Source organism: Pseudomonas sp. E45-MNA-CIBAN-0222, assembly GCF_040310405.1.
GTDB classification, from domain to species: domain Bacteria; phylum Pseudomonadota; class Gammaproteobacteria; order Pseudomonadales; family Pseudomonadaceae; genus Stutzerimonas; species Stutzerimonas stutzeri_AC.
Map to the genome: position 1 here is coordinate 81,385 of NZ_JBEOPU010000002.1, position 22,240 is coordinate 103,624.

The 22,240-nt window shown below is 63.9% G+C and carries 19 protein-coding genes; 14 read left to right on the forward strand and 5 right to left on the reverse strand.

From position 1 onward, the window contains the following. The first annotated feature begins 149 nt into the window (after nt 1-149). The gene (locus tag AAEZ08_RS03460; RefSeq protein WP_003283009.1) at nt 150-509 is read left to right on the forward strand and encodes a hypothetical protein; all 360 of its coding nucleotides are present in this window, start codon (nt 150-152) and stop codon (nt 507-509) included. 9 nt (nt 510-518) lie between these two features. Continuing rightward, nucleotides 519-2,561: a pyrroloquinoline quinone-dependent dehydrogenase gene (locus AAEZ08_RS03465; protein ID WP_003283008.1), complete on the forward strand. Its 2,043-nt coding sequence runs from the start codon at nt 519-521 to the stop codon at nt 2,559-2,561. Here the strand turns inward: AAEZ08_RS03465 and amn are convergent, their stop codons facing one another. After that, nucleotides 2,562-4,034, reverse strand: a complete 1,473-nt coding sequence (gene amn, locus AAEZ08_RS03470; protein WP_500123717.1) for an AMP nucleosidase — start codon at nt 4,032-4,034, stop codon at nt 2,562-2,564. It abuts the gene before it with no gap. A 14-nt stretch (nt 4,035-4,048) separates the two neighbouring features. After that, nucleotides 4,049-5,458, reverse strand: coding sequence for an aminotransferase-like domain-containing protein (locus tag AAEZ08_RS03475; protein WP_500123718.1), 1,410 nt, complete (start codon nt 5,456-5,458; stop codon nt 4,049-4,051). A 78-nt stretch (nt 5,459-5,536) separates the two neighbouring features. Between AAEZ08_RS03475 and AAEZ08_RS03480 the strand changes: the two genes are divergently transcribed. Beyond that, nucleotides 5,537-6,490, forward strand: coding sequence for a threonine dehydratase (locus AAEZ08_RS03480; RefSeq protein ID WP_500123719.1), 954 nt, complete (start codon nt 5,537-5,539; stop codon nt 6,488-6,490). Nucleotides 6,491-6,588: 98 nt separating this feature from the next. Here the strand turns inward: AAEZ08_RS03480 and AAEZ08_RS03485 are convergent, their stop codons facing one another. After that, nucleotides 6,589-7,446: a hypothetical protein gene (locus tag AAEZ08_RS03485; RefSeq protein ID WP_500123720.1), complete on the reverse strand. Its 858-nt coding sequence runs from the start codon at nt 7,444-7,446 to the stop codon at nt 6,589-6,591. Between the two features lie 323 nt (nt 7,447-7,769). Here AAEZ08_RS03485 and AAEZ08_RS03490 point away from each other — a divergent pair, with 323 nt between their 5' ends. Continuing rightward, nucleotides 7,770-8,612 (forward strand): ion transporter, encoded by an 843-nt coding sequence (locus tag AAEZ08_RS03490; RefSeq protein ID WP_003285128.1) that lies wholly within the window; start codon nt 7,770-7,772, stop codon nt 8,610-8,612. 20 nt (nt 8,613-8,632) lie between these two features. Here the strand turns inward: AAEZ08_RS03490 and AAEZ08_RS03495 are convergent, their stop codons facing one another. Together AAEZ08_RS03495 and AAEZ08_RS03500 are read right to left on the reverse strand one after the other, a co-directional pair. Further along, nucleotides 8,633-10,279 (reverse strand): acyl-CoA dehydrogenase family protein, encoded by a 1,647-nt coding sequence (locus AAEZ08_RS03495; protein ID WP_003285129.1) that lies wholly within the window; start codon nt 10,277-10,279, stop codon nt 8,633-8,635. Nucleotides 10,280-10,421: 142 nt separating this feature from the next. Beyond that, on the reverse strand, nt 10,422-12,422 hold the full coding sequence (locus AAEZ08_RS03500) for a sensor histidine kinase (RefSeq protein ID WP_003285130.1): 2,001 nt from the start codon (nt 12,420-12,422) through the stop codon (nt 10,422-10,424). A 222-nt stretch (nt 12,423-12,644) separates the two neighbouring features. On the opposite strand from AAEZ08_RS03500, the gene AAEZ08_RS03505 reads away from it, so the two are divergent. From AAEZ08_RS03505 to lnt, 10 genes are all read left to right on the forward strand, one after another. Next, the gene (locus tag AAEZ08_RS03505; RefSeq protein ID WP_003285131.1) at nt 12,645-13,439 is read left to right on the forward strand and encodes a bifunctional hydroxymethylpyrimidine kinase/phosphomethylpyrimidine kinase; all 795 of its coding nucleotides are present in this window, start codon (nt 12,645-12,647) and stop codon (nt 13,437-13,439) included. Nucleotides 13,440-13,453: 14 nt separating this feature from the next. Then, nucleotides 13,454-14,095, forward strand: a complete 642-nt coding sequence (gene thiE, locus AAEZ08_RS03510; protein WP_003285132.1) for a thiamine phosphate synthase — start codon at nt 13,454-13,456, stop codon at nt 14,093-14,095. Nucleotides 14,096-14,149: 54 nt separating this feature from the next. Then, nucleotides 14,150-15,433 carry a glutamate-1-semialdehyde 2,1-aminomutase gene (gene hemL, locus AAEZ08_RS03515; protein ID WP_003285133.1) on the forward strand — a complete coding sequence of 428 codons (1,284 nt, stop codon included), beginning with the start codon at nt 14,150-14,152 and terminating at the stop codon, nt 15,431-15,433. A gap of 8 nt (nt 15,434-15,441) precedes the next feature. Further along, nucleotides 15,442-16,065 (forward strand): hypothetical protein, encoded by a 624-nt coding sequence (locus AAEZ08_RS03520; protein WP_003285134.1) that lies wholly within the window; start codon nt 15,442-15,444, stop codon nt 16,063-16,065. Nucleotides 16,066-16,181: 116 nt separating this feature from the next. After that, entirely contained in the window at nt 16,182-16,718 is a 537-nt protein-coding gene (locus AAEZ08_RS03525; RefSeq protein WP_003285135.1) for a tetratricopeptide repeat protein, read from the forward strand. 104 nt (nt 16,719-16,822) lie between these two features. Then, a complete protein-coding gene (miaB, locus tag AAEZ08_RS03530; protein ID WP_003285136.1) occupies nt 16,823-18,136 on the forward strand; it encodes a tRNA (N6-isopentenyl adenosine(37)-C2)-methylthiotransferase MiaB in 1,314 nt (437 codons plus the stop codon). Nucleotides 18,137-18,266: 130 nt separating this feature from the next. Next, on the forward strand, nt 18,267-19,274 hold the full coding sequence (locus AAEZ08_RS03535) for a PhoH family protein (RefSeq protein ID WP_003285138.1): 1,008 nt from the start codon (nt 18,267-18,269) through the stop codon (nt 19,272-19,274). Further along, nucleotides 19,267-19,749, forward strand: coding sequence for an rRNA maturation RNase YbeY (gene ybeY / locus AAEZ08_RS03540; protein WP_482694475.1), 483 nt, complete (start codon nt 19,267-19,269; stop codon nt 19,747-19,749). Before AAEZ08_RS03535 ends, ybeY begins: the two co-directional genes overlap by 8 nt. Nucleotides 19,750-19,758: 9 nt before the next feature. After that, nucleotides 19,759-20,607, forward strand: a complete 849-nt coding sequence (locus AAEZ08_RS03545; protein WP_058065028.1) for a CorC family transporter — start codon at nt 19,759-19,761, stop codon at nt 20,605-20,607. A gap of 116 nt (nt 20,608-20,723) precedes the next feature. Continuing rightward, complete coding sequence (lnt, locus tag AAEZ08_RS03550) at nt 20,724-22,232, forward strand: apolipoprotein N-acyltransferase (RefSeq protein WP_500123721.1); 1,509 nt, start codon at nt 20,724-20,726, stop codon at nt 22,230-22,232. Nucleotides 22,233-22,240 lie beyond the last annotated feature (8 nt).

Consider the following 22,240-nt stretch of genomic DNA (forward strand, 5'->3'; position numbering starts at 1 on the left):
ATGCCCACAATAACCCTCGCTTATAACCCAGTCCCATCCTGAATCACCGGGAACTCTCGGCGACAGCACAAACCAAAGCTAGTGGACGCGTTCTACGGTGCGGCCTTTAAAGCGCACCGCAGAACGGGCTACCCACTGACAAGGGAGCGATGCTGTTGACCACCTACTCTACGCACGGCTTTGCCTACTGGGCCCTGAAGGCATTTGCCATCGTCCTCGCACTCTATGGCCTGGCGCTGGCGGCGGGCGGCCTCTGGCTGGTGACGCTGGGAGGCTCCTGGTATTACCTGCCCGCCGGTATCGGCATGCTGGTCTCCGGCATTCTGCTGTTATTCATGCGCATTCAAGGCGTGTGGCTCTACTGGCTGGTATTCGTGGCCACGCTGGTTTGGGCACTTTGGGAAGTGGGCCTCGAGCCCTGGCCCCTGGTACCCCGTCTGGTCGCGCCCGCGGTCATCGCGCTGCTTACATTGCTGTTCATCCCCACGGTTCGCCGCCACTCGAATTGAGGTAGACCTATGCGCCTCTGGATCGCGCTCGCCGCGCTGACATTAAGCCTGCCCGACATTCACCACGCCCAGGCTCAGAACAGCCCGACCACCGAACGGGCGACAGCGGCCTCCCCCGCGCCTTCGGACTGGACGTCGTACGGCCGCGACAACGCAGCCACCCGCTATTCGCCGCTCAGGCAAATCACGCGCGACAATGTCGACCAGCTCGAGCCCGCCTGGGTGTACCAGACCGGCGACATGCCGCCACCGGAAGTGGACGACAAGTGGGCCCCGGAAAACACCCCGCTGAAAGTCGGCAACTCGCTGTACCTGTGCAGCGCCATGAATATCCTGATCGGGCTCGATGCCGGAAGTGGTCGCGAACGCTGGCGCTTCGATCCACAGGTGCCGATCGATCACATCCCCTATTCAGCAGCCTGTCGGGGCGTCAGCTATTACGAGGTGCCCGATCCAGAGCCGGCCCAGGCCTGCGCGCGGCGCGTCATCGAGGGCACGCTCGATGCGCGGCTGATCGCCGTCGATGCAGACACCGGCCAGCCGTGCGAGGACTTCGGCAACTCCGGGCAGGTCAATCTGCTCGAAGGGATGGGCGATTCGCCCCCCGGCTACGTCGCGGTGACCTCGGCACCGACCATCGTGCGTAACGTGGTCGTGGTCGGCCACCAGGTGCTCGACGGGCAAAAGGAGGATGCGCCATCCGGGGTGATCCGCGGCTACGATGCCGAAACCGGCGAGCTCGCCTGGGCATGGGACATGGGGCGTCCGGGCGAGACGGGCATGCCGGCCGAGGGCGAGCAGTACACGCGCGGCACGCCCAATGCCTGGACGACCTTTTCGGCCGACGACGAGCTCGGCCTGGTCTACGTGCCCATGGGCAATTCGGCTGTGGATTACTTCAGCGGCAACAGAGAAGACTACGAGCACCCCTACTCCACCGCCCTGGTCGCGCTCGACATCACCAGCGGCGAAGTCGCCTGGGTTTTCCAGACGGTGCACAACGATGTCTGGGACTATGACCTGGGCTCGCAGGGCACGCTTGCCGACTTTCCCATGGGAGAGGGCCAGAGCGTCCCGGCTGTCATTCTGCCGACCAAACAGGGCGATATCTTCGTGCTTGACCGGCGCACCGGCGAGCCGCTCACCGAGGTGCAGGAGCGCCCGGTGCCGGCCAGCAAGCTGCCCGACGAACAGCTGTCGCCGACTCAGCCCTTCTCGGTCGGCATGCCGACACTCGCCAAGCCCAAGCTCACCGAACGCGACGCCTGGGGCTTTTCACCCCTGGATCAGCTCTGGTGCCGGATTCAATTCCTGCAGTCCGACTACGAGGGGATGTACACCCCGCCGAGCGTCGAGCGGCCCTTCATCCAATACCCCGGCTACAACGGCGGCAACGACTGGGGCGGTGGTTCGCTGGACCCCGAGCGCGGCATCTTTGTCGCCAACTACACCGACTTGCCGATGCGTGATCAGCTCATCCGTCGCGAAGAGGCTGATGAGAAAGGCATGGTGCCGCTGGGCGAGCCGGGTGGGACGACCGATTCCGGCGGGCCGGTGCCCCAGGCAGGCTCTCCTTACGCCATCTCGATCAAGCCATGGCGCAACGGCCTGACCGGTATCCCCTGCACCCGGCCACCCTACGGCGGAATCATGGCCATCGACCTGGCCACCCGTGAGGTACTGTGGGACAAGCCACTGGGCACCGCCCGCAACAATGGCCCCTTCGGCATCCCCTCGCGCCTGCCCTTCACCATCGGCACGCCCAACAATGGCGGCTCGGTGATCACCGCCGGTGGGCTGATCTTTATTGCCGCCACTACGGACGACCTCATTCGCGCCATCGATATCGATACCGGCGAAGTGGTCTGGCAGGACGTGCTGCCCGCTGGCGGCCAGGCGACGCCGATGACCTACGAGGTCAACGGACGCCAGTACCTGGCCATCTTTGCCGGCGGTCACCATTTCATGGAGACCAAGATCGGCGATTACCTGGTGGTCTACAGCCTGCCCACCCCGGGGGACTCCAGCTCCACCGAAACGCTGGAGGAGTGACTAGCGAAATGGCGGCTCGTCGAAGCTGCGCAGCTTGCGCGAGTGCAGCGAGTTCAGCTGGCTGCGCAACAGGTCGAGGGCGGCGATGCCGATCTTCAGGTGCTGGGTCACGGCGCGCTCGTAGAACGCATTGGCCGACCCGGGCAGCTTGATCTCGCTGTGCAGGGGCTTGTCCGACACGCACAGCAGCGTGCCGTACGGCACGCGCAGGCGATACCCCTGGGCGGCGATGGTGCCGCTCTCCATGTCCACCGCCACGGCGCGCGACAGGTTGATCAGCGGCCGTTCCTGCGCCCAGCGCAGTTCCCAGTTGCGGTCGTCGTAGGTCAGCACGGTGCCGGTACGCAGGCGCTTCTTCAACGCTTCGCCCTGCTCGCCAGTGACCGTGGCCGCAGCGTCCTGCAGCGCCTGCTGTACTTCGGCCAGTGCTGGCAGCGGAATGTGCGGCGGCAGTACGCGGTCGAGAATGCCGTCGCGGCGCATGTAGGCGTGCGCCAGCACGTAGTCGCCGATGGACTGCGACTGCCGTAGCCCGCCGCAGTGTCCGATCATCAGCCAGCAATGCGGACGCAGAACGGCCAGGTGATCGGTGATGTTCTTCGCGTTCGAAGGACCGACGCCGATGTTGACCAGCGTGACGCCATGACCGTCCTCGGCCATCAGGTGATAGGCCGGCATCTGGTAGCGGTGCCACATCACACCACCGATGATCGCCTGCGCCTCACCCTCCTCCATGCTGCGATCGATGACTACATTGCCCGGCAGCACCATGCGCACGAAGCGCGTGTCGTCACGAAGCATGTCCAGGCCGTGGCGGATGAACTGGTCGACGTAACGGTGGTAGTTGGTCAGCAGAATCCACGGCTGAACGTGGCGCCAGTCGCTGCCGGTGTAATGCACCAGCCGACGCAGCGAGAAGTCCACCCGCGCACCGTCGAACAGCGCCAGCGGATAAGGGTCCGCATGTTCCCAATCGTAGAGCCCGTCGGCGATGTCATCGGTGGCGGCCGAAAGGTCGGTGCTGGGGAATACCCGCGCCAGCTCTGCAGCAGTCACGCCCGTGCCGGCCAGCTCGTCGCCCTGCTCGATCACATAGGGATAGGGAATGTTGCGGTCGCTCATGCCGACTTCAACCGTAACGTTGAAGTCCTGGATCAGCGGTTTCAGCTGATCGAGCAGATAGGCGCGGAACGCCGCCGGATGGGTCACGGTGATGCTGTAAACGCCGGGCGCTTGAACCTTGGCATAAGCGCGGGTCGAGGCCGGGACTTCGCCGTGGCACTCGTAGGTCAGGCGCAGCTGCGGGTAGCGGAACAGGTTGCGCTCCTGAGCGCTGGGCTCGGTGCGGCTGGCAACATAGCGTTTGAGTGCCTGGTTGAGCGCCGCGGTGGCGCGCTCATGGAGTTCGGCAAGGTAGTCCACCGCAGCTTCGGCGCTGGTGGCAATGCGGAAAGTATCACCGGCTGGATTCATGCTGGATTCCTTGTTCATTCGTTGGAAACATCTTGCCTGCTGATCGATGACAGCGATAGCGCCGCAGTCGGCTCATTAGGCTGTCGCCGCAGTGCCAGCTCGCTGGCCAGAGCCTTCAGTCCATGCTGCAGGGCAACCAGACCAGGCGCAGCACTGAGACTCAGGCGTATCGCATCCGACGCCCCGGGACCGACGGCAAAGACATCTGCCGCTGCACATTCGATGCTCGCCGCACGGGCCATACGTGGCAAGTCGACCTCGTCCCCGCGGGCGGGCAACCACAGATGCGGCGACGCGCCTGCAGGCACCCGGGGGCCAAGCATCTTTTGCGCCATGCGCCAGCGTCGTTGGATTTGCTGGCGTTGCCAATCCAACCGACGTGCTGCCGTGCCATCCTCGATCCACTCGCTCGCCACGCGCAGGCACAACGGCGACAGTGCCCAGCCGGTGGCTTGCGCTTCCGGGTCGATGCGCCTCAGCCAGTGCTCAACGGCCACGATAAAGCCGAAGCGCAGCCCTGGGGCGACGGTCTTCGACAGGCTGCCGACCAGCACGCTGCGATCACCCAGCAGCGAAGCCAGCGGTGGCTCGTCGCCGAGCGCACCGTAGACGTCGTCTTCAATGATCAGCAAGTCGTGTCGACGTGCCAGCACAGCAATCGCCTCCCGCCGCGCAGCGTCCATGCTGACGCCCGTGGGGTTTTGCAGGCATGGCATCAGCACCGCGACCCGCGCACCAGTGGCACGAGCCAGGCGATCGAATTCTTCCGGCAGGATGCCGCGCTGATCCATCGCCACGCCGTGCAACGGCAGGCGCAGCTGGCGCGCCGCAGCCTTTATCCCAGGTGAAGTCAGCGCTTCAACCAGGATCGGTTCACCCGGCTCGCACAAGCCCAGCAATGCGGCGAATATGCCCTGTTGCGCACCGGCACAGAGCAGCAGTTGCCCCGGTGGCACCTCAAGCTCGCGCCCCCGCAACCATCGGCTGGCCGCAAGGCGTCCGCGCTGCATGGCCGCAGGCGACGGGTAACCCTGCAATTCGGCGAGATCGGACGAGGCACCCAGCGCCAACAGGCTGCGCTGCAGATCACAATCGTCCGCGTCGATCACCGGCAGATTGGTCGACAGGTCGAGCAACGCCGGCCCCGCATCCGGCTGCTTGAGCAGAAACAGGCTAGCCTCACGGCTGCCGGCCAGCACGTAGGTACCGCGCCCCACCTCGCCGCCTACCAGATGGCGCCGCGCCGCTTCGCGATACGCCTGCATCGCCGTACTCGGGTTGAGTCCCAACGCCCAGGCGAGCCGACGCTGCGGTGGCAGCCGATCGCCCGGCTTGAGCACGCCCTGCTCGATCGCCCGTGAAATGGCATCAACCAACGCCAGGTAGCGCGGCTGATCGTTATCGATGAGTTCAGGAAGCCACATTGCCTGCCATGCAATATAAGGATTTACCCATACAATGGCGGCACCCTAGGCTGTTCGTCAAACAGCCAGGAGTCGCTCATGTTCGAACTTACCGCGTTGCGTCAGGCTGCCGAGCTGATCGGCCGTCACGTCCCACCGACCCCGCAGTACAGCTGGCCCCTGCTGGCGCAACGCCTTGGTTGCGAAGTCTGGGTCAAGCACGAGAACCACACACCCGCCAGCGCCTTCAAGATCCGTGGCGGCCTGCTCTATGTCGACGAGTTGCTCAGGCGTGAGCCCGGGCTGCTCGGCATGATCAGCGCTACCCGCGGCAATCACGGCATCAGCCTGGCGATGGCCGCGCAGCGGTCAGGCATCCCGCTGAAGGTGCTGGTACCCGAGGGCAATTCGACGGAAAAGAACGCGGCGATGCGCGCCTGCGGTGCAGAGGTTATCGAGTACGGCCGCGATTTCGACAGTGCCCGCCAACACGCCGCGGAGCTGGCTGCCCAGAGCGGCTGGCACTTCGTTCCGGCGCTGCACCCGGACCTGATCCGCGGGGTGGCCACCTATGCGCTGGAGCTCTTCGAAGCGGCACCACCGCTACGCCGTGTCTACGTGCCGATCGGCATGGGTTCCGGCATCTGCGGCCTGATCCGCACCCGCGATCTGCTGGGTCTGGATACCGAGATCATAGGCGTCGTCTCCAGCGCGGCAGACGCCTATGCGCAGAGCTTCGAACAGGGTCGCATCGTCTCTACCGAGACCGCTGAGACCTTTGCCGACGGCATGGCATGTCGAATGCCGGCCGCCGAAGCCCTGGAAATCATCAACCAGGGTGCAACCCGCATCGTGCGGGTCGATGACGGCGAGATTCGCCAGGCAATCGTCGCCCTGCACGAAGACACCCATAACACCGCCGAAGGCGCCGGCGCTGCTGCACTGGCAGCCGCGATACAGGAGCAGGAACGCAACCGCGGCGAACGCATCGCCGTGGTGCTCAGCGGCGCGAACATCGACCGCAAGCTGCTGGCAGAGATACTGGCCGGCTAGACACCAGTGAGAGTCACTGATCCAGCACGCCTCGGGAAACTCGTCACGGGAATGCACCAGCGCAACACGGATCTGGCGCCGTGCGCAGGCCGGAGCTATCAGACGCTGATTGAGACGGATGTCCCCGGCAAGGACGCCGCGGGGAGGCTGCTGCCGAGGCCCCGTGCGATTTTCTCGCTGTCGTCGAGCTGCTCTTTTATTTCCGAGATGCGCTTGCGGGAATCAGGATCGCTCGTATCACGAACGCTTTTGACGAGGGCCAGCAGAGCCTTGAGACGGCGTACGGCATCCTCGATCAACTCCGCATCGGCACCGCGCTGGCTAGCCTCGGCGGCGTTCGGCTGCTCGTCCTGCCGCGCCTGCTGCAGATTTTCCAGGTATAACTTCAGGGTCATTGCCGTACGGGACGCCGCCTCGTCGACACCTTCTTCCGTTGTCGCTTCGGGCTGCTGGTCGGTGTCGTCTTCCTGTGTGGCCCCCTGCGGCAGCGATGCCGCCTCTCCCTGCAGCCCGGACTGCTCAGCGGAAGCCGCCGTGGCAGGCGCCGCGCCCTCCCCGCCGCCAGCTTGCTTGGTATCACCGCCTGAATCGCCGAGCACCTTGGCAGCCTGGCCAAGCGCCTTCGCCAATTCGCGAATTTCCCGCAGGACACCTTTCGATGCCAGCCCGCCGCTGACCAGCATCCGCAGCATCTTGACGCGCTCTTTGATGTCCTCGATGCGTCGCCGCGCCGCTTCCTTCTTCGCGCTATCGGCCTCGCGCAGCGCAGCGGAAAACGAGCGAGTGGCCTTGGCGGCCGAAAGCAGTCGCTCCCGTGAGCGCTCGCTGAGGGAAATCCGGGCAGGTGACTCGGAGGCCTGCTCCGCTTGTGCCGCAGATCGGGCTGGCACCGCGGTACGCACGGTCTGACGTGCGGCTGCGACGGAAGCGGCGGAGGCGACTATGGGCAGCGTCATGGAGAACCTCTGGGCAATGGCTCCTTGTCGGCCTGGGACCCGACTAACTTGAGTCGCGCCAGCTCTGATACAGCCCGCACGGCGCGTGCAGCCGTAATCGGTAAGGTGCGGAACCAAGCAACATGACCGGCCAGTCTGCATTTCGCCACGTCAGCGCCTGCCATTCGGACCTCTGTCAAACCGGGAAACGATCCGGTTGATGCAGCCACTTCCCCACGCCGACCTTCGCCGCCATACTCGCGCCCGCCCGGCACTCAGTGCTCAGGCAGTAGAGCCCTGCGGTCACGGTGCAGGGCAATGACGGATACACACAGGTAGGCATCATGCAGGTAACACGCCCAGAGACGAACGCCCGTAGTCGCCTGGAACAGCTCATCGAACGGCCGTTCGTTCAGCGCAGCATCCTGCTGCTGATTGTGATCAACGCGGCCATTCTCGGCATGCAGACCTCGCCGTCACTGGTGGCTAGCTGGGGCGAGCTGCTCAGGGTGGTCGATGTGCTAATCGTCGGCGTGTTCGTGGTGGAAATCGCAGCGCGCATCTACGTTCATCGCGCGGCGTTCTTCCGTGATCCCTGGAGCCTGTTCGATTTCACCGTGGTCGCCATCGCGCTGGTGCCCGCCAGCGGCCCGTTCAGCGTTCTGCGCGCCCTGCGCGTACTGCGGGTGATGCGCATGGTCACCATGGTGCCGTCGATGCGCCGCGTCGTCGGCGCGCTGCTTTCGGCCATTCCCGGTCTGGGCTCGATTGCCATGGTGTTGGCGCTGGTCTTCTACGTGTCCGCGGTGATCGCCACCGGGCTGTTCGGCGCAGAATTCCCCGAGTGGTTCGGCAACCTCGGCCGTTCGATCTACACGCTGTTCCAGGTGATGACGCTGGAAAGCTGGTCGATGGGCATCGTGCGCCCGCTGATGGACGTGTTCCCCTACGCCTGGGTGTTCTTTATCCCGTTCATCCTGATTGCCACCTTCACCATGCTCAACCTGTTCATCGCCATCATCGTCAACGCGATGCAGACGGTTACCGATGCGGACCACGAAGCCACCCAGGCAACCATCGAGGCGGCACGCGAGCACATTGAGGCGGACCTGCATGAGGAGGTCCGCGCCCTGCGTGGCGAAATAGCCGAGCTCAAGGAGCTGCTACGCGGGCAGACCCGACAGTAGGTGATTCAACCTGCTCTGAATCACAGCTGCGGCGCGCTGCGGGCAAGCAGCGCGTCGATGTCCAGCCCGCGCGGCAGGGTGCCATAGACGCGCCCCTGCCCCTCCAGACGGCTGACAATGAACGCATCCGAAACGGCCGCGTTGCCGGCTTCGAGCAGCAGCTTGGCCTGCAGCCCGACGGCTACGTCTTCGGTGAGCTGACGGGCGCGGTACTGGATGTCCTCGGTGTCACCGAAGGCCGTCTTCAATCGCTGAATATGCGCCTTCAGCCGTGCATCACCGTGACCGTCACCGAGTTCGGCGAACAGCACCTCCAGCACGCCGGGCTCCTTGGACAGTGCGCGCAGCACATCCAGGCATTGCACATTGCCGGAGCCCTCCCAGATGGAATTCACCGGTGCCTCGCGGTACAGCCGCGGCAGGATGGTTTCCTCGACGTAGCCAGCGCCGCCAAGGCATTCGCTGGCCTCGGCGATCATGTTCGGCGCGCGTTTGCAGATCCAGTACTTGCCGACGGCGGTGACCAGCCGGGCGAACTTGTCTTCGTGCTCGTCATGGCGGTTGTCCTGGGCACGGCCCATGCGCAGGGTCAGCGCCAGCGCTGCCTCGCTTTCCAGGGCAAGGTCGGCCAGCACGTTCTGCATCAGCGGTTGCTCCAGCAGGATCCGGCCGCCGACCTGACGGTGCGCGCAGTGGTGCATGGCCTGGGTCAGCGCCTGACGCATCAGCGAGCTGGAGCCGATCATGCAGTCGAAGCGGGTCGAGGAGACCATCTCGATGATGGTCGGCACGCCACGCCCTTCTTCACCGACCATCCAGGCCAGCGCGCCGCGGTACTCGACTTCGCTGGAGGCGTTGGCCCAGTTGCCCAGCTTGTTCTTCAGGCGCTGGATATAGAACTGGTTGCGCGTGCCGTCCGGGCGATGGCGCGGCAGCAGGAAGCAGGACAGGCCCTTGTCGGTCTGCGCCAGGGTGAGGAAGGCATCGCACATCGGCGCCGAGCAGAACCACTTGTGACCGACCAGCCCGTAGGCCTGCCCGGGGCCACCGGTACCAACCGGATAGGCGCGAGTGCTGTTGGCGCGCACGTCGGTGCCGCCCTGCTTCTCGGTCATCGCCATACCGATGGTGACGCCGGCCTTCTGCTCCATCGGCAGGTTGCGCGGGTCATATTCGCGGGCGAGGATCTTCGGCAGCCAGCGTTCGGCAAGGTCAGGCTGCAGGCGCAGCGCCGGCACGCTGGCGTAGGTCATGGTCAACGGGCAGCTGCTACCGGCTTCGGCCTGGTTGTGCAGGTACATCAAGGCAGCACGAGCCACCTGGGCGCCGGGCTGCGGATCGCTCCAGGGCAGCGACGGAATGCCGTGCTCGACGGCAGCGCGCATCAGCTCGTGATAGGCCGGGTGAAACTCCACCAGATCAAGGCGATGGCCATAGCGGTCGTGACTCTTGAAGACCGGCTTGTTCTCGTTGGCGAGAAAGCCGGCCTGCATAAGCGGCCCACCGGCAAGCGCGCCGTAGACATCCAGACGCTCCTGCGCCCAGCCCGCTTGATAGCGCTTTACCCACTGCTGCAGCGGCAGATCGATGCGATAGAGATTGGCACCGTCGAGTGGCGGCACCTGGTTGGTGACCTCGTGGGTTTCGGCGCAGCTCTGCAGGTTCATCTGGGCGTCCTCCTTCTAATCCGTTGCGCGACGGCTGCCTGCAAGCGTAGTCGGCGAGCAGCAACGTCAGCACGATGGATCAGCAGTGAAACACGCACCGACGCGAGGGTTGAAGCGAGGTATCGGCCAAAAGGTCCGTGCGTCAGGCAATCGGATCGGAGGGCGGAATAGCGCTCGACGAAGCCGCCGACCGTACGGCAGGAGGACTCAGCGCGAGGCGAACGCGGATGCAGAAACGGCTGCCCAGCCCCGGACGCGAATGCTGGTCGAGCTGCCCGCCGAGCACCTCGATCAACCCGCGACTGATCGCCAGGCCGATACCGAGGCCGCCATAGCGGCGGGTCATGGAGCCGTCTACCTGGCGGAACTGATGGTAGAGAAAAGCCTGATCGGCAGCGCTGAAGCCGATACCGCTGTCGATTACCTCAATGTTCAGCTGCAGTTCGCGCAGCTCCACAACCCCGGCGAAACGTAGCGTCACGGTCCCGCGGGAAGTGAACTTGATTGCGTTATCCAGCAGATGGCAAATGCTCTGCTCGAGTTTCTCGCGATCGCCGTACACAAAGTCGGGGAGCTTGTCATCGAGCTCCAGGTCGAAGGCGAGGCCCTTGTCATATGCCTGCGCGGCAAATTGCTGCTGCAGTCGCGCCGCGGTTTCGCTCAGGCTGAAGCGGTAATCCTCCGGGCGCAGCTTGCCGGCCCGCAACTCGCTAAGAGCGAGAATGTTGTTGACCAGGCGCATCATGTCGCGCGCCGACCCAGTGGCGATGTGCTGATACTGCTGCAGCTCCTCCGGAGTGTCGGATGCCGGCAACAACTCCAGAGCACCCATCACACCCATCATCGGCGTACGCAATTCATGGCTGATATTGGAGAGGAACTCATCCTTGAGTCGGTTGCTCTCGGCCAACTCGCGGTTGAGCTGTTCCAGTTCGGCACGGGCATCCTCGAGAATCGTGGCGCGCTCGTCCTTCAGTGCGTTGATGCGATCGGCCAGCGCCATCGACAGCAGCACCACTTCCAGCGCGGCACCCAGCTGGCTGGCATACATCGTGAGGAAGTTGTGCGGCAGATGCCCAAGCACCATCAGAGTGTTGATTTGCCCGCCGATCAGCAACGCACTCCAGGCGATGATGAAGTAGCGCGCGACACGCATGCCGCGCAGCCAGGCGAGGATGCCGGCAGCGAACACAGCCAGAGTGAAGAGCAACGCCAGCGCGGTTGCCAGGCGCAGCGACAGGCCATAGTCGGTGGTCAACGCCAGCACCATGACCACCACGGAGAAGCCGATAATCAGCCGCAACAGCCGGTCCATCCAGCGGCTGTGCTCGGCGGTGCGCAGGAAGCTGCGGGTGAACAGGCAGCCAAACAGCCCGGTGGCACCGATCAGCAACGGCGTGGCGGCATTGGCCCACCAAGTACGATCAGGCCATAGAAACTGTACGCCGGCGCCGTTCACCGAGACCTGATAGAGGCCGAACGCGGCGATGTAGAGGATGTAGTACAGGTAACTGGGGTCGCGGATGCTGATATAGATGAACAGGTTGTAGACCAGCATCGCCAGCAGCACGCCATAGATCATGCCGAGCACATAGATGCGCCCAGGCTGCGCCTCGAGGTAGGCATGCTGCGACCAAAGGCTCAGCGGTACCTGAATCGAGCCTTCGCTCTGCACGCGTAGGTACACCCGCTGCGGCTGGTTGGCCGGCAGCTCGATTTCGAACAGGTAGTTGCCCTGGCGGATCTCGCGACTAGCCCATGGCATGGTGTCGCCGGTGTCACGGGCGAGCCGGTAGCCGCCGTTCCCATCGGCAAGGTACAGCTGCAGGCTGTCCAACGGCGGATAGGCCACCTCCAGCAACCAGCGCCGCGCCTCTTGCGAGGCTTGTGGTCGATAGTTCAAATCGACCCGCACCCAGTGTGCTGAGCGGGAATAGCCAGCGTTGAAGACGGCGCCCTGGTGGGGCTGGAAGCGACTTTCGAATGCTGGCGAGGCAATATCTTCTATCCGCGTCTCGCCGTGCGGATCTTCGAACACCTGCATGAGTGACCCTAGCGGCAGGTGGCGGGTCTCTTCGTCGAGGTCGACGGCGACGGCCAGCGCAGGCACAAGGGCCAGGATGAACAGGAAGACGTACCGCATGGTGCCTCGTGCTGGCCAGATGACGAATACGAGCTCACACCCCGTGAACCCCGCCGTCCGGTCCGAAAACCAAAGTGCCAGCAATCTACCATAACGGCCCTTCAAGCCGGAAAAAGCGAATGCCCCTGGCGATCAATCCGATGGCCGGCGCCGGCAACGGTGGCGGTTCGACGCACAACTGGCGCGTCCCGCTGTCAGCGTTTGGTGATAAGCTCGCACGCCATGAAAAACCCTATTTCAAGACCCGTCGTTCTCTGCCTGTCCGGCCATGACCCTAGTGGCGGCGCGGGCCTGCAGGCAGACATCGAAGCGCTGCTGGCCCAGGCTTGCCATGCCGCACCGACCGTCACCGCACTGACCGTGCAGGACACTGTCAACGTCACCGACTTCCGCGTGCTCGACCGCGAATGGGTACTTGCCCAGGCCTATGCGGTAATCGCCGATATGCCGATCGCCGCCGTCAAACTGGGCATGCTTGGCTCGGTGGAAATGGTCGAGACCGTTCTTGAAATCATGGCCAAGCTGCCCGGCGTGCCACTGGTCTGCGATCCGGTGCTACGTGCCGGCGGTGGCGGTGCATTGGGCAAGGAGGACGTAGGCTATGCCATGCGCGAGCGGCTGTTTTCCGCTTCTACCATCGCCACCCCCAATCTGCCGGAAGCTCGCATTCTTGCCGAGCTGCCAGACGGCAGCGCCGATGAGTGTGCCGAGCGATTGCTACCGCATATCCGCCACCTGCTGATTACTGGCGGCCACGGCGACGAAACCGAAGTGCATAACCGTCTTTACTGCCGCGACGGCAGCCGTCACGATTTCACCTGTGCACGCCTGCCAGGTAGCTATCACGGCTCCGGCTGCACCCTGGCCAGTGCACTCGCCGGTCGCCTGGCGCTGGGTGAAGAACTGACCAGCGCGGTCAGGTCCGCACTCGATTACACCTGGCGCACCTTGCGCGATGCCGAGGCGCCCGGACACGGGCAATTCGTCCCGCGGCGCCTGCCGCTGGACCTGGTCTGACTGGAGAGCAGCGCATGAAGGAATCGACCCGGCTGCGCGGCCTGTACGCCATCACCGACAGCAAGCTGCTAGCCGAAGGCCGCCTGCTGCCTTACGTCGAAGCAGCACTGAAAGGTGGCGCGCGCCTGCTGCAGTATCGCGACAAATCCAGCGACGAGGCCCGCCGACTGCGCGAGGCCGATGCACTGCGAGAGCTCTGCGCGCAGTATGGCGCGCAACTGATCATCAATGACGATGCCGAGCTGGCAGCCCGCCTTGGCGTTGGCCTGCACCTCGGCCAGGAGGATGGCTCCCTGTCCGCTGCACGAGCCCTGCTCGGGCGCCAGGCGATCATAGGCGCCACCTGCCATGCGCAGCTGACGCTCGCTGAGCAGGCCGCCCGCGAGGGTGCGAGTTATGTCGCCTTCGGCCGTTTCTTCCAGTCGCAGACCAAACCCGGCGCCCCCTCCGCCGATCGCGAGCTGTTGCGCGAAGCCCGCGCACGCGTCGGTCTACCCATCGCCGGCATCGGCGGCATCACACTGGATACGGCACCGTCGCTGATCGCTGACGGTGTGCAGATGATCGCCGTGGTGCATGCGTTGTTCGCCGCCGAAAACGCCGCTGAGGTCGAACGCCGTGCCCGAGCGTTCAGCCAATTGTTCCTCACTCCCTGATTCCGCCACGGCAGACCGCACCACGTCGGTCTGCCCTTGTTTTGCGAGGCCCGCATGTCCCGTTCCGAAACCCTTTTCGCCAGCGCCCAGACCCACATCCCGGGCGGCGTCAACTCCCCCGTTCGCGCCTTTCGTAGCGTCGGTGGCACGCCGCTGTTTCTCAAGCACGCTGCCGGCGCCTATGTGATCGACGAGGATGACAAGCGCTACGTCGACTACGTCGGCTCCTGGGGCCCGATGATTCTTGGCCACAGCCATCCGCAGGTGCTCGATGCCGTGCGCCGCCAGCTCGAGCACGGGCTGTCCTACGGCGCGCCGACCGCAATGGAAACCGAGATGGCTGAGCTGGTCTGCCGCCTGGTGCCATCGATGGAGATGGTGCGCATGGTCAGCTCCGGTACCGAAGCGACCATGAGCGCGATCCGCCTTGCCCGTGGCTATACCGGCCGCGACGACATCATCAAGTTCGAGGGCTGCTACCACGGTCACTCCGACAGCCTGCTGGTGAAAGCCGGCTCCGGCGCGCTGACCCAAGGCGTACCAAGCTCGGCCGGCGTGCCGGCGGACTTCGCCAAGCACACCCTGACCCTGGCCTATAACGACCTCGCTGAAGTCGAGGCCACGCTGAAGGAAAAGGGCGAGCAGGTCGCCTGCATCATCGTCGAGCCGGTAGCCGGCAACATGAACTGCGTTCCACCGGCGCCAGGCTTCCTAGAGGGACTGCGCACGTTGTGTGACGCGCACGGCGTTGTGCTGATCTTCGATGAAGTGATGACCGGCTTCCGTGTTGCACTTGGCGGGGCCCAGGCCTACTACGGCGTGACCCCGGACCTGTCGACCTTCGGCAAGATCATCGGTGGCGGCATGCCGGTCGGCTGCTTCGGCGGCAAGCGCGCGATCATGCAGCACATTGCCCCGCTCGGCCCGGTCTACCAGGCCGGCACGCTGTCCGGCAATCCACTGGCCATGGCTGCCGGCCTGACCACACTCGAGCTGATCAGCCGCCCCGGCTTCCATGACGAACTTGGCGCCTACACCAGCCGTATGCTGCAGGGCCTGCAGGACCGCGCCGATGCCGCCGGCATTCCCTTCGTCACCACTCAGGTGGGCGGCATGTTCGGCCTGTATTTCAGCGGCGCCGATGACATCGTTACCTTCGCCGATGTCATGGCGAGCGATGCCGATCGCTTCAAGCAGTTCTTCCACCTGATGCTGGACGGCGGCGTCTATTTGGCACCGAGCGCATTCGAGGCAGGCTTCACCTCCATCGCCCATGGCGAAGCCGAGTTGCAGATCACCCTGGACGCGGCCGAGCGCGCCTTCGCCAAGCTCAAGTGAGCCCGACGATGGAACTGCTGCAGGCCATCCTGCTGACTCTCACTGCCGGCGCCAGCGCGGTGCTGATTGGCCGCGCCCGGCGACAATACGGCGAAGCGGATCAGCCGGCACTGTTCAGCGCGCTGCTCGGCTTCATCCTGACTGCGGCCAGCGGCGCATGCGCCGCCGCCACGCTGATTGGCATGGATCTGGAGGACGCCTACCAGTGGCTGGAGCGCGCCAGCCTGCTGCTCGGTTTGCCGCTGATAGCAGTGGCTGCGCTGACCCTGGCAAGGCGCTGGGTGTGGAGTCGACCGAACTGGGGGCGCGTGGTGTTGGGGCTGTGCGTGTTCTTCGAGCTGGCGCGTCAGTTGGGCTGGAGCGAGCCCTACGCGCTCGGTCTGGTGCTGACCAGCGCACTGCTGGTGATCTACGCCGGCGTACTGCAATGGCCGGCAAGCCTGCCAACCGTTGCCGGGCTGGTAGCGGGCGTCCTGTTGCTCGGCATGGCACCGCTGCCAAAGGCCATGCTGTTCGACAATCCGCTCAGCAATATAAGCCCACTGCTATTGGCGATCGCCAGCCCGCTATTGGCCGTTCTGCTGGTGCGGTTGCCGGGCAGCACTCGCGAGGATCATGCCGCAGTCGCATAAAAAGCCGATGGCAGGCGGTTAAAGGCTTTGTAAGCAGACTGCAGCTTATCCATAATGTGACGGCTGGCTCGTTCCAGCCTTTCATTACCGCCCTGCTCCTCGAGGCGCCAGATTTCATGATCCGCACCGGCCGCATCCTGTCTTTGGGCTGTCTGCTGCTTCTCTCGCCTCTCACGGCCACCGCCGGCGGGAACACTTTGCTGATCCCGGCGACTGCGCGCTGCGCGCTCGACACGCTTCCCGAGGATCTGCCCGAAGCGCTGCGCAGCTGCCAGCAGTCTGCCAGTGAGGGTGACGTACAGGCCGCGTACGAGCTGGGCGAGTTTCATTACGACGGGCGGCGCGCCCCGCGCGACCTAGCCAAAGCACTGTACTGGTTCGAGCAGGCCTCACTGCGTGGTCACGCAGCGGCACAGCACCGGCTGGGCGTCATGTTCTTCCGCGGCGAAGGCGTCAAAGCCAACAACGTGCAGGCCTACATCGTACTGAAAATGGCTGCCGTCAACGGCGAAGATAATGCACTGGATACTGCCGACCGAGTTTCCGGCCAGATGCGCCGCGACGAACTGGAAATCGCCACTCAGGTGCTTGGCCAGATCTTTCGCGACTATCTGATGCAGCTGCAGGCCGCCGACGCACCGCTTATTCCCTGAGCAGGAAACACCTGGTCGAACCTGCGGCATCCGTCCGTGCTTTCCCCTGCTCGGTCCTGGGCATATAATCGCCGGTCATTTTTTGCACAACGCCGGCCCGTAACATGACCCGCAAGCTTTTCATCGAAACCCATGGCTGCCAGATGAACGAGTACGACAGCTCGCGCATGGTGGACCTGCTGGGCGAACACCAGGCCATGGAGATCACCGAGAACCCGGCAGAAGCCGACGTGATCCTGCTCAACACCTGCTCGATCCGCGAGAAGGCCCAGGAAAAGGTCTTTTCGCAACTTGGCCGCTGGCGCGAGCTGAAGCTGGACAACCCACAGCTGGTGATCGGTGTCGGCGGCTGCGTGGCCAGCCAGGAAGGTGCGGCCATCCGCGACCGCGCGCCGTATGTCGACGTGGTCTTCGGCCCACAGACACTGCATCGCCTGCCGGAGATGATCGACGCCGCGCGCACCACCAAGAAGCCGCAGGTGGACATATCCTTCCCCGAAATCGAGAAGTTCGATCGGCTACCCGAACCTCGCGTCGATGGCCCAAGCGCATTCGTATCGGTTATGGAAGGCTGCAGCAAATACTGCACCTTCTGCGTGGTGCCTTACACCCGCGGGGAGGAAGTCAGCCGGCCACTGGCCGACGTGCTGGCGGAAGTCGTGCATCTCGCCGAAAACGGCGTGAAGGAAGTCACACTGCTGGGACAGAACGTCAACGGCTACCGTTATGACGGCCATGATTTCGCCGATCTGCTGCACGCGGTTTCGGCAATCGACGGCATCGGGCGCATTCGCTACACCACCAGCCACCCGCTGGAGTTTTCCGACGCCATCATCCAGGCCCACGCCGACATCCCGCAGTTGGTGAAGTACCTGCACCTGCCGGTGCAAGCCGGTTCCGATCGGATACTGGCGGCGATGAAGCGCAACCACACTGCGCTGGAGTACAAATCGCGCATCCGCCGGCTCAGAGCGGCGGTGCCGGACATCCTGATTAGTTCGGACTTCATCGTCGGTTTCCCCGGGGAGACCGACAAGGACTTCGAGCAGACCATGAAACTGATCGAGGACGTCGGCTTCGATTTCTCCTACTCGTTCGTCTACAGCGCACGCCCCGGCACGCCGGCGGCCGACCTGGTTGACGACACCCCGGACGAAGTGAAGAAGCAGCGCCTTGCCATCCTTCAGCAGCGCATCAATCAGCAAGGCTTCGAGAACAGCCGACGGATGGTAGGCAGCACTCAACGCATCCTTGTTACCGATTACTCGAAGAAGGACCCAGGCATGCTGCAGGGCCGCACCGAGCACAATCGCATCGTCAATTTCAGCTGCGATAACCCACGGCTCATCGGCCAATTCGTCGACGTGCACATCGATGATGCCCTGCCGCACTCGTTGCGTGGCACCCTGCTATCTTGAGAATCGCGGTTGCGGCCCCCATGTGATTACATGGAGCCGCGACCGGCTACGCAACTGCGCTTTCCGCTTTGCGCCCGCGGCGCTATTCTTCCCCCATCACTTCGCCGATCACGGCCATATATAAAAGCCCTTGAACGCACCCATAGAACCACATCGCTTTACCCTCGAACCTTTTGAAGCCCATCGCTTCGCCAACCTCTGCGGCCAATTCGACGAGCATCTACGCCTGATCGAACAGCGCCTGGAACTGGAAATCCGCAACCGCGGCAACCAGTTCGAGCTGATCGGGCCAAGCGACGTGGCTAAGTCTGCCGAACAACTGCTACGCCGGCTGTACCGGGAAACCAAGAACACCGAGCTCTCTCCCGATATGGTGCATCTGTACCTGCAGGAATCCGGGATGGAGGAATTGGCCAACCCGAACGCTCACCAGGGCGTCGCCCTGCGCACCAAGAAAGGCATGATTCGCCCTCGCGGTGCGAATCAGCAGCGCTACGTCAAAGCCATTCTCGACAATGACATCAACTTCGGTGTCGGCCCAGCCGGCACCGGCAAGACCTACCTGGCGGTGGCCTGCGCGGTGGATGCGCTGGAACGCGAGCAGGTGCGTCGCATTCTGCTGGTACGCCCGGCGGTAGAGGCTGGCGAAAAGCTCGGCTTCCTGCCCGGCGACCTGGCGCAGAAGATCGACCCCTACCTACGCCCGTTGTACGACGCCCTCTACGAGATGCTCGGCTTCGAATACGTCGCCCGTCTGATCGAGAAGCAGGTGATCGAGATCGCCCCGCTGGCCTACATGCGCGGACGCACGCTCAACAACAGCTTCATCATTCTCGATGAGAGTCAGAACACCACTCAGGAACAAATGAAAATGTTCCTCACGCGGATCGGCTTCGGTTCCACCGCGGTGATTACCGGCGATATCACCCAGGTCGATCTGCCCCGCGGCACCAAGAGCGGCCTGGCACATGTCATCGAGGTGCTCAAGGACGTCAACGGCATCAGCTTTACCCACTTCAAACCCAAGGACGTGGTTCGTCATCCGTTGGTGCAACGCATCGTCGAAGCTTACGAGTCTTTCGAAGATCGCCAGCTCCCGCCCGGCAAGCGTGCCGCGCAGGACACCGCCGGTGATTGAGCTCGACTTACAGTGCGCCACCAGTGGTGCAGTCCCGGCGCTTGCCGACTTGCAGCACTGGTGCGAACTGGCGCTGCGCCAGCGCAGCGGCGACTCGGAGCTGACTATCCGCCTGGTTGACCAGGCCGAAGGCCGCGAACTAAACCACACTTGGCGGCACAAGGATTACGCGACTAATGTGCTGTCGTTCCCGGCCGACGTCCCCGACGAAATGCTGGATATTCCGCTGCTCGGCGATCTGGTCATCTGCGTACCAGTGGTAGAGCGCGAAGCCGCGGAGCAGGGGAAAGCGCTGGCGGCGCATTGGGCGCACCTGGTCATCCATGGCTGTCTGCATTTGCTTGGCTACGATCACATCGACGATGTCGAAGCCGAGGAAATGGAAGAACTGGAGCGACAACTGCTGGCCGAACTGGGTCATCCCGACCCCTATGCCGAAGAATCGCCCGTTACGGGCACTTGCAAGGACTCTTGAGTCAACGACATGAGCGAAGATCGATCGATCAGCGGGCAGAAGACCTGGCTGGAAAAAATCACCCAGGCTTTTGCCCATGAACCCAAAAATCGCCAGGAGCTGCTGGAAATCCTGCGCGAAGCCCATCAGAACAAGCTGCTCGACAGCGAAGCGCTGGCCATCGTCGAAGGCGCCATTCAGGTCGCGGACCTGCAGGTCCGCGACATCATGGTGCCCCGCTCCCAGGTGATCAGCATCAGGGCCGACCAGTCGCCGCGCGAGTTTCTGCCAGCGATCATCTCTGCAGCGCACTCGCGCTATCCAGTCGTCGGCGAAAGCCTCGATGAGGTGATCGGCGTCCTGCTGGCCAAGGATCTGCTACCACTGATCCTCAAGGACGAACACCACGGCTACGACATCAAGGATCTGTTGCGCCCGGCGACCTTTGTGCCCGAGTCCAAACGCCTCAACGTGTTGCTACGCGAGTTTCGCGCCAACCACAACCACATGGCCATCGTGATCGATGAGTACGGCGGCGTGGCTGGGCTGGTGACCATTGAGGACGTGCTAGAACAGATCGTCGGCGACATCGAGGATGAGCATGATGTCGAGGAGGACAGCTACATCCGGCCATTGCCCAGCGGCGATTTTCTGGTCAAGGCCCTGACGCCGATCGACAGCTTCAACGAATTCTTCAACAGCGCCTTCCCCGACGATGAATTCGACACTGTCGCCGGCCTGGTGATGAGCACCTTCGGCCATCTACCCAAGCGCAACGAGGTGGCCGAGATCGAGGGCTTCCGCTTCCGCGTACTGAACGCCGACAGCCGTCGCGTGCACATGCTGCGCCTGACTCGCCTGGCCGATCCAAACCGCTGAGCATGGCGTGCCGCGCAGCAAGTCTGCGCGGCACGTTTTGCCAGCGCAGCGTTGGCTTGCCTAGCCTCATCGTTTGCCCGTAGCCTCCCTCCGCACCCGTCGCGCAAGGAACCCCCATGCACTGGATCTCCCGCCCCGGCTGGCCTGGCAACCTGCTAGCCGTGGCCGCCGGCAGCCTGACCACCCTCTCGCTGGCGCCGTTCGACATCTGGCCGCTAGCGCTTCTGTCCGTCGCCCTGCTGTACCTTGGCCTGAGCAAAGCCGGACCCAAGCAGGCTGCGCAACGCGGCTGGTGCTACGGTTTTGGCCTGTTCGCTTCCGGGGTCAGCTGGGTCTACGTCAGCATTCACGACTTCGGAGCGGCGTCGCCGGCCTTGGCCGGGCTGCTCACGCTGGGTTTCGTGGCCGGTCTGGCGCTGTTCTTCGCACTGCTCGGCTGGCTCTGGGCGCGCCTGCTGCGTGATCGCCATTCGGCTCTAGGCGATGCGCTGACGTTCGCTGCGCTCTGGCTGGCATTCGACGCGCTACGCGGCTGGATACTCACTGGCTTTCCCTGGCTTTACACCGGCTACAGCCAACTCGATGGCCCCCTGGCCGGCTTGGCGCCGCTCGGTGGCGTCTGGCTGTTGAGCTTTGCGATCGCTCTGACCGCAACGCTGCTGGTTGCGATGCCTCAACTGCGCACTGAGAAGCCACGCCTTGCGCTCGCCATCGCGCTGCTGGCAGCGCCCTGGGTCGCAGGGCTGCTGCTCGACGGGCACGCCTGGACCACCGCCAAGCGCGAACCGTTGAGCGTGGTTGCCGTGCAGGGCAACGTCGCGCAAAGCATGAAGTGGGACCCGAAAAAGCTCGAAATGCAACTACTGCTGTATCGCGACATGACGTTCCGCAGCCGACCCGCCGATCTGATCGTATGGCCAGAAACCGCCGTACCGATCCTCAAGGATCACGCCGAAGGCTATCTGCAGATGATGGCTGGCTTCGCCGAGCAGCGTGATGCAGCACTGATCACTGGCGTACCGGTGCGCCAACCCAATGCCGATGGCGACCTGCGCTACTACAACGGCCTGACCACCGCGGGCGACGGATCAGGCACCTACCTCAAGCAGAAGCTGGTGCCTTTCGGCGAATACGTGCCGCTACAGGATTTGCTGCGCGGCCTGATCGCCTTCTTCGACCTGCCAATGTCCGACTTCGCCCGCGGCGAGTCCGGCCAGCCATTGCTGCAGGCCAAGGGCCTGAAGATCGCACCTTACATCTGCTACGAAGTGGTTTATCCGGAATTCGCTGCTGGGCTCGCCGCACAGAGCGACCTGCTGCTGACGGTGAGCAACGATGCCTGGTTCGGCCGTTCCATCGGACCGCTGCAACATCTGCAGATGGCGCAGATGCGCGCCTTGGAAGCTGGCCGCTGGATGATCCGCGCGACCAACAACGGCATCACCGTGCTGATTGACCCCTATGGACGCATCACCGAGCAGATCCCACAGTTCGAACAAGCGGTGCTGTACGGCGAAGTCACCCCTATGCAGGGCCTGACGCCGTACCTGCGCTGGCGCTCATGGCCGCTGATTATCGTGTGCGTGCTCCTGCTCGGCTGGGCACTGATCAGACGCAAGGCATAGTCCGCTGC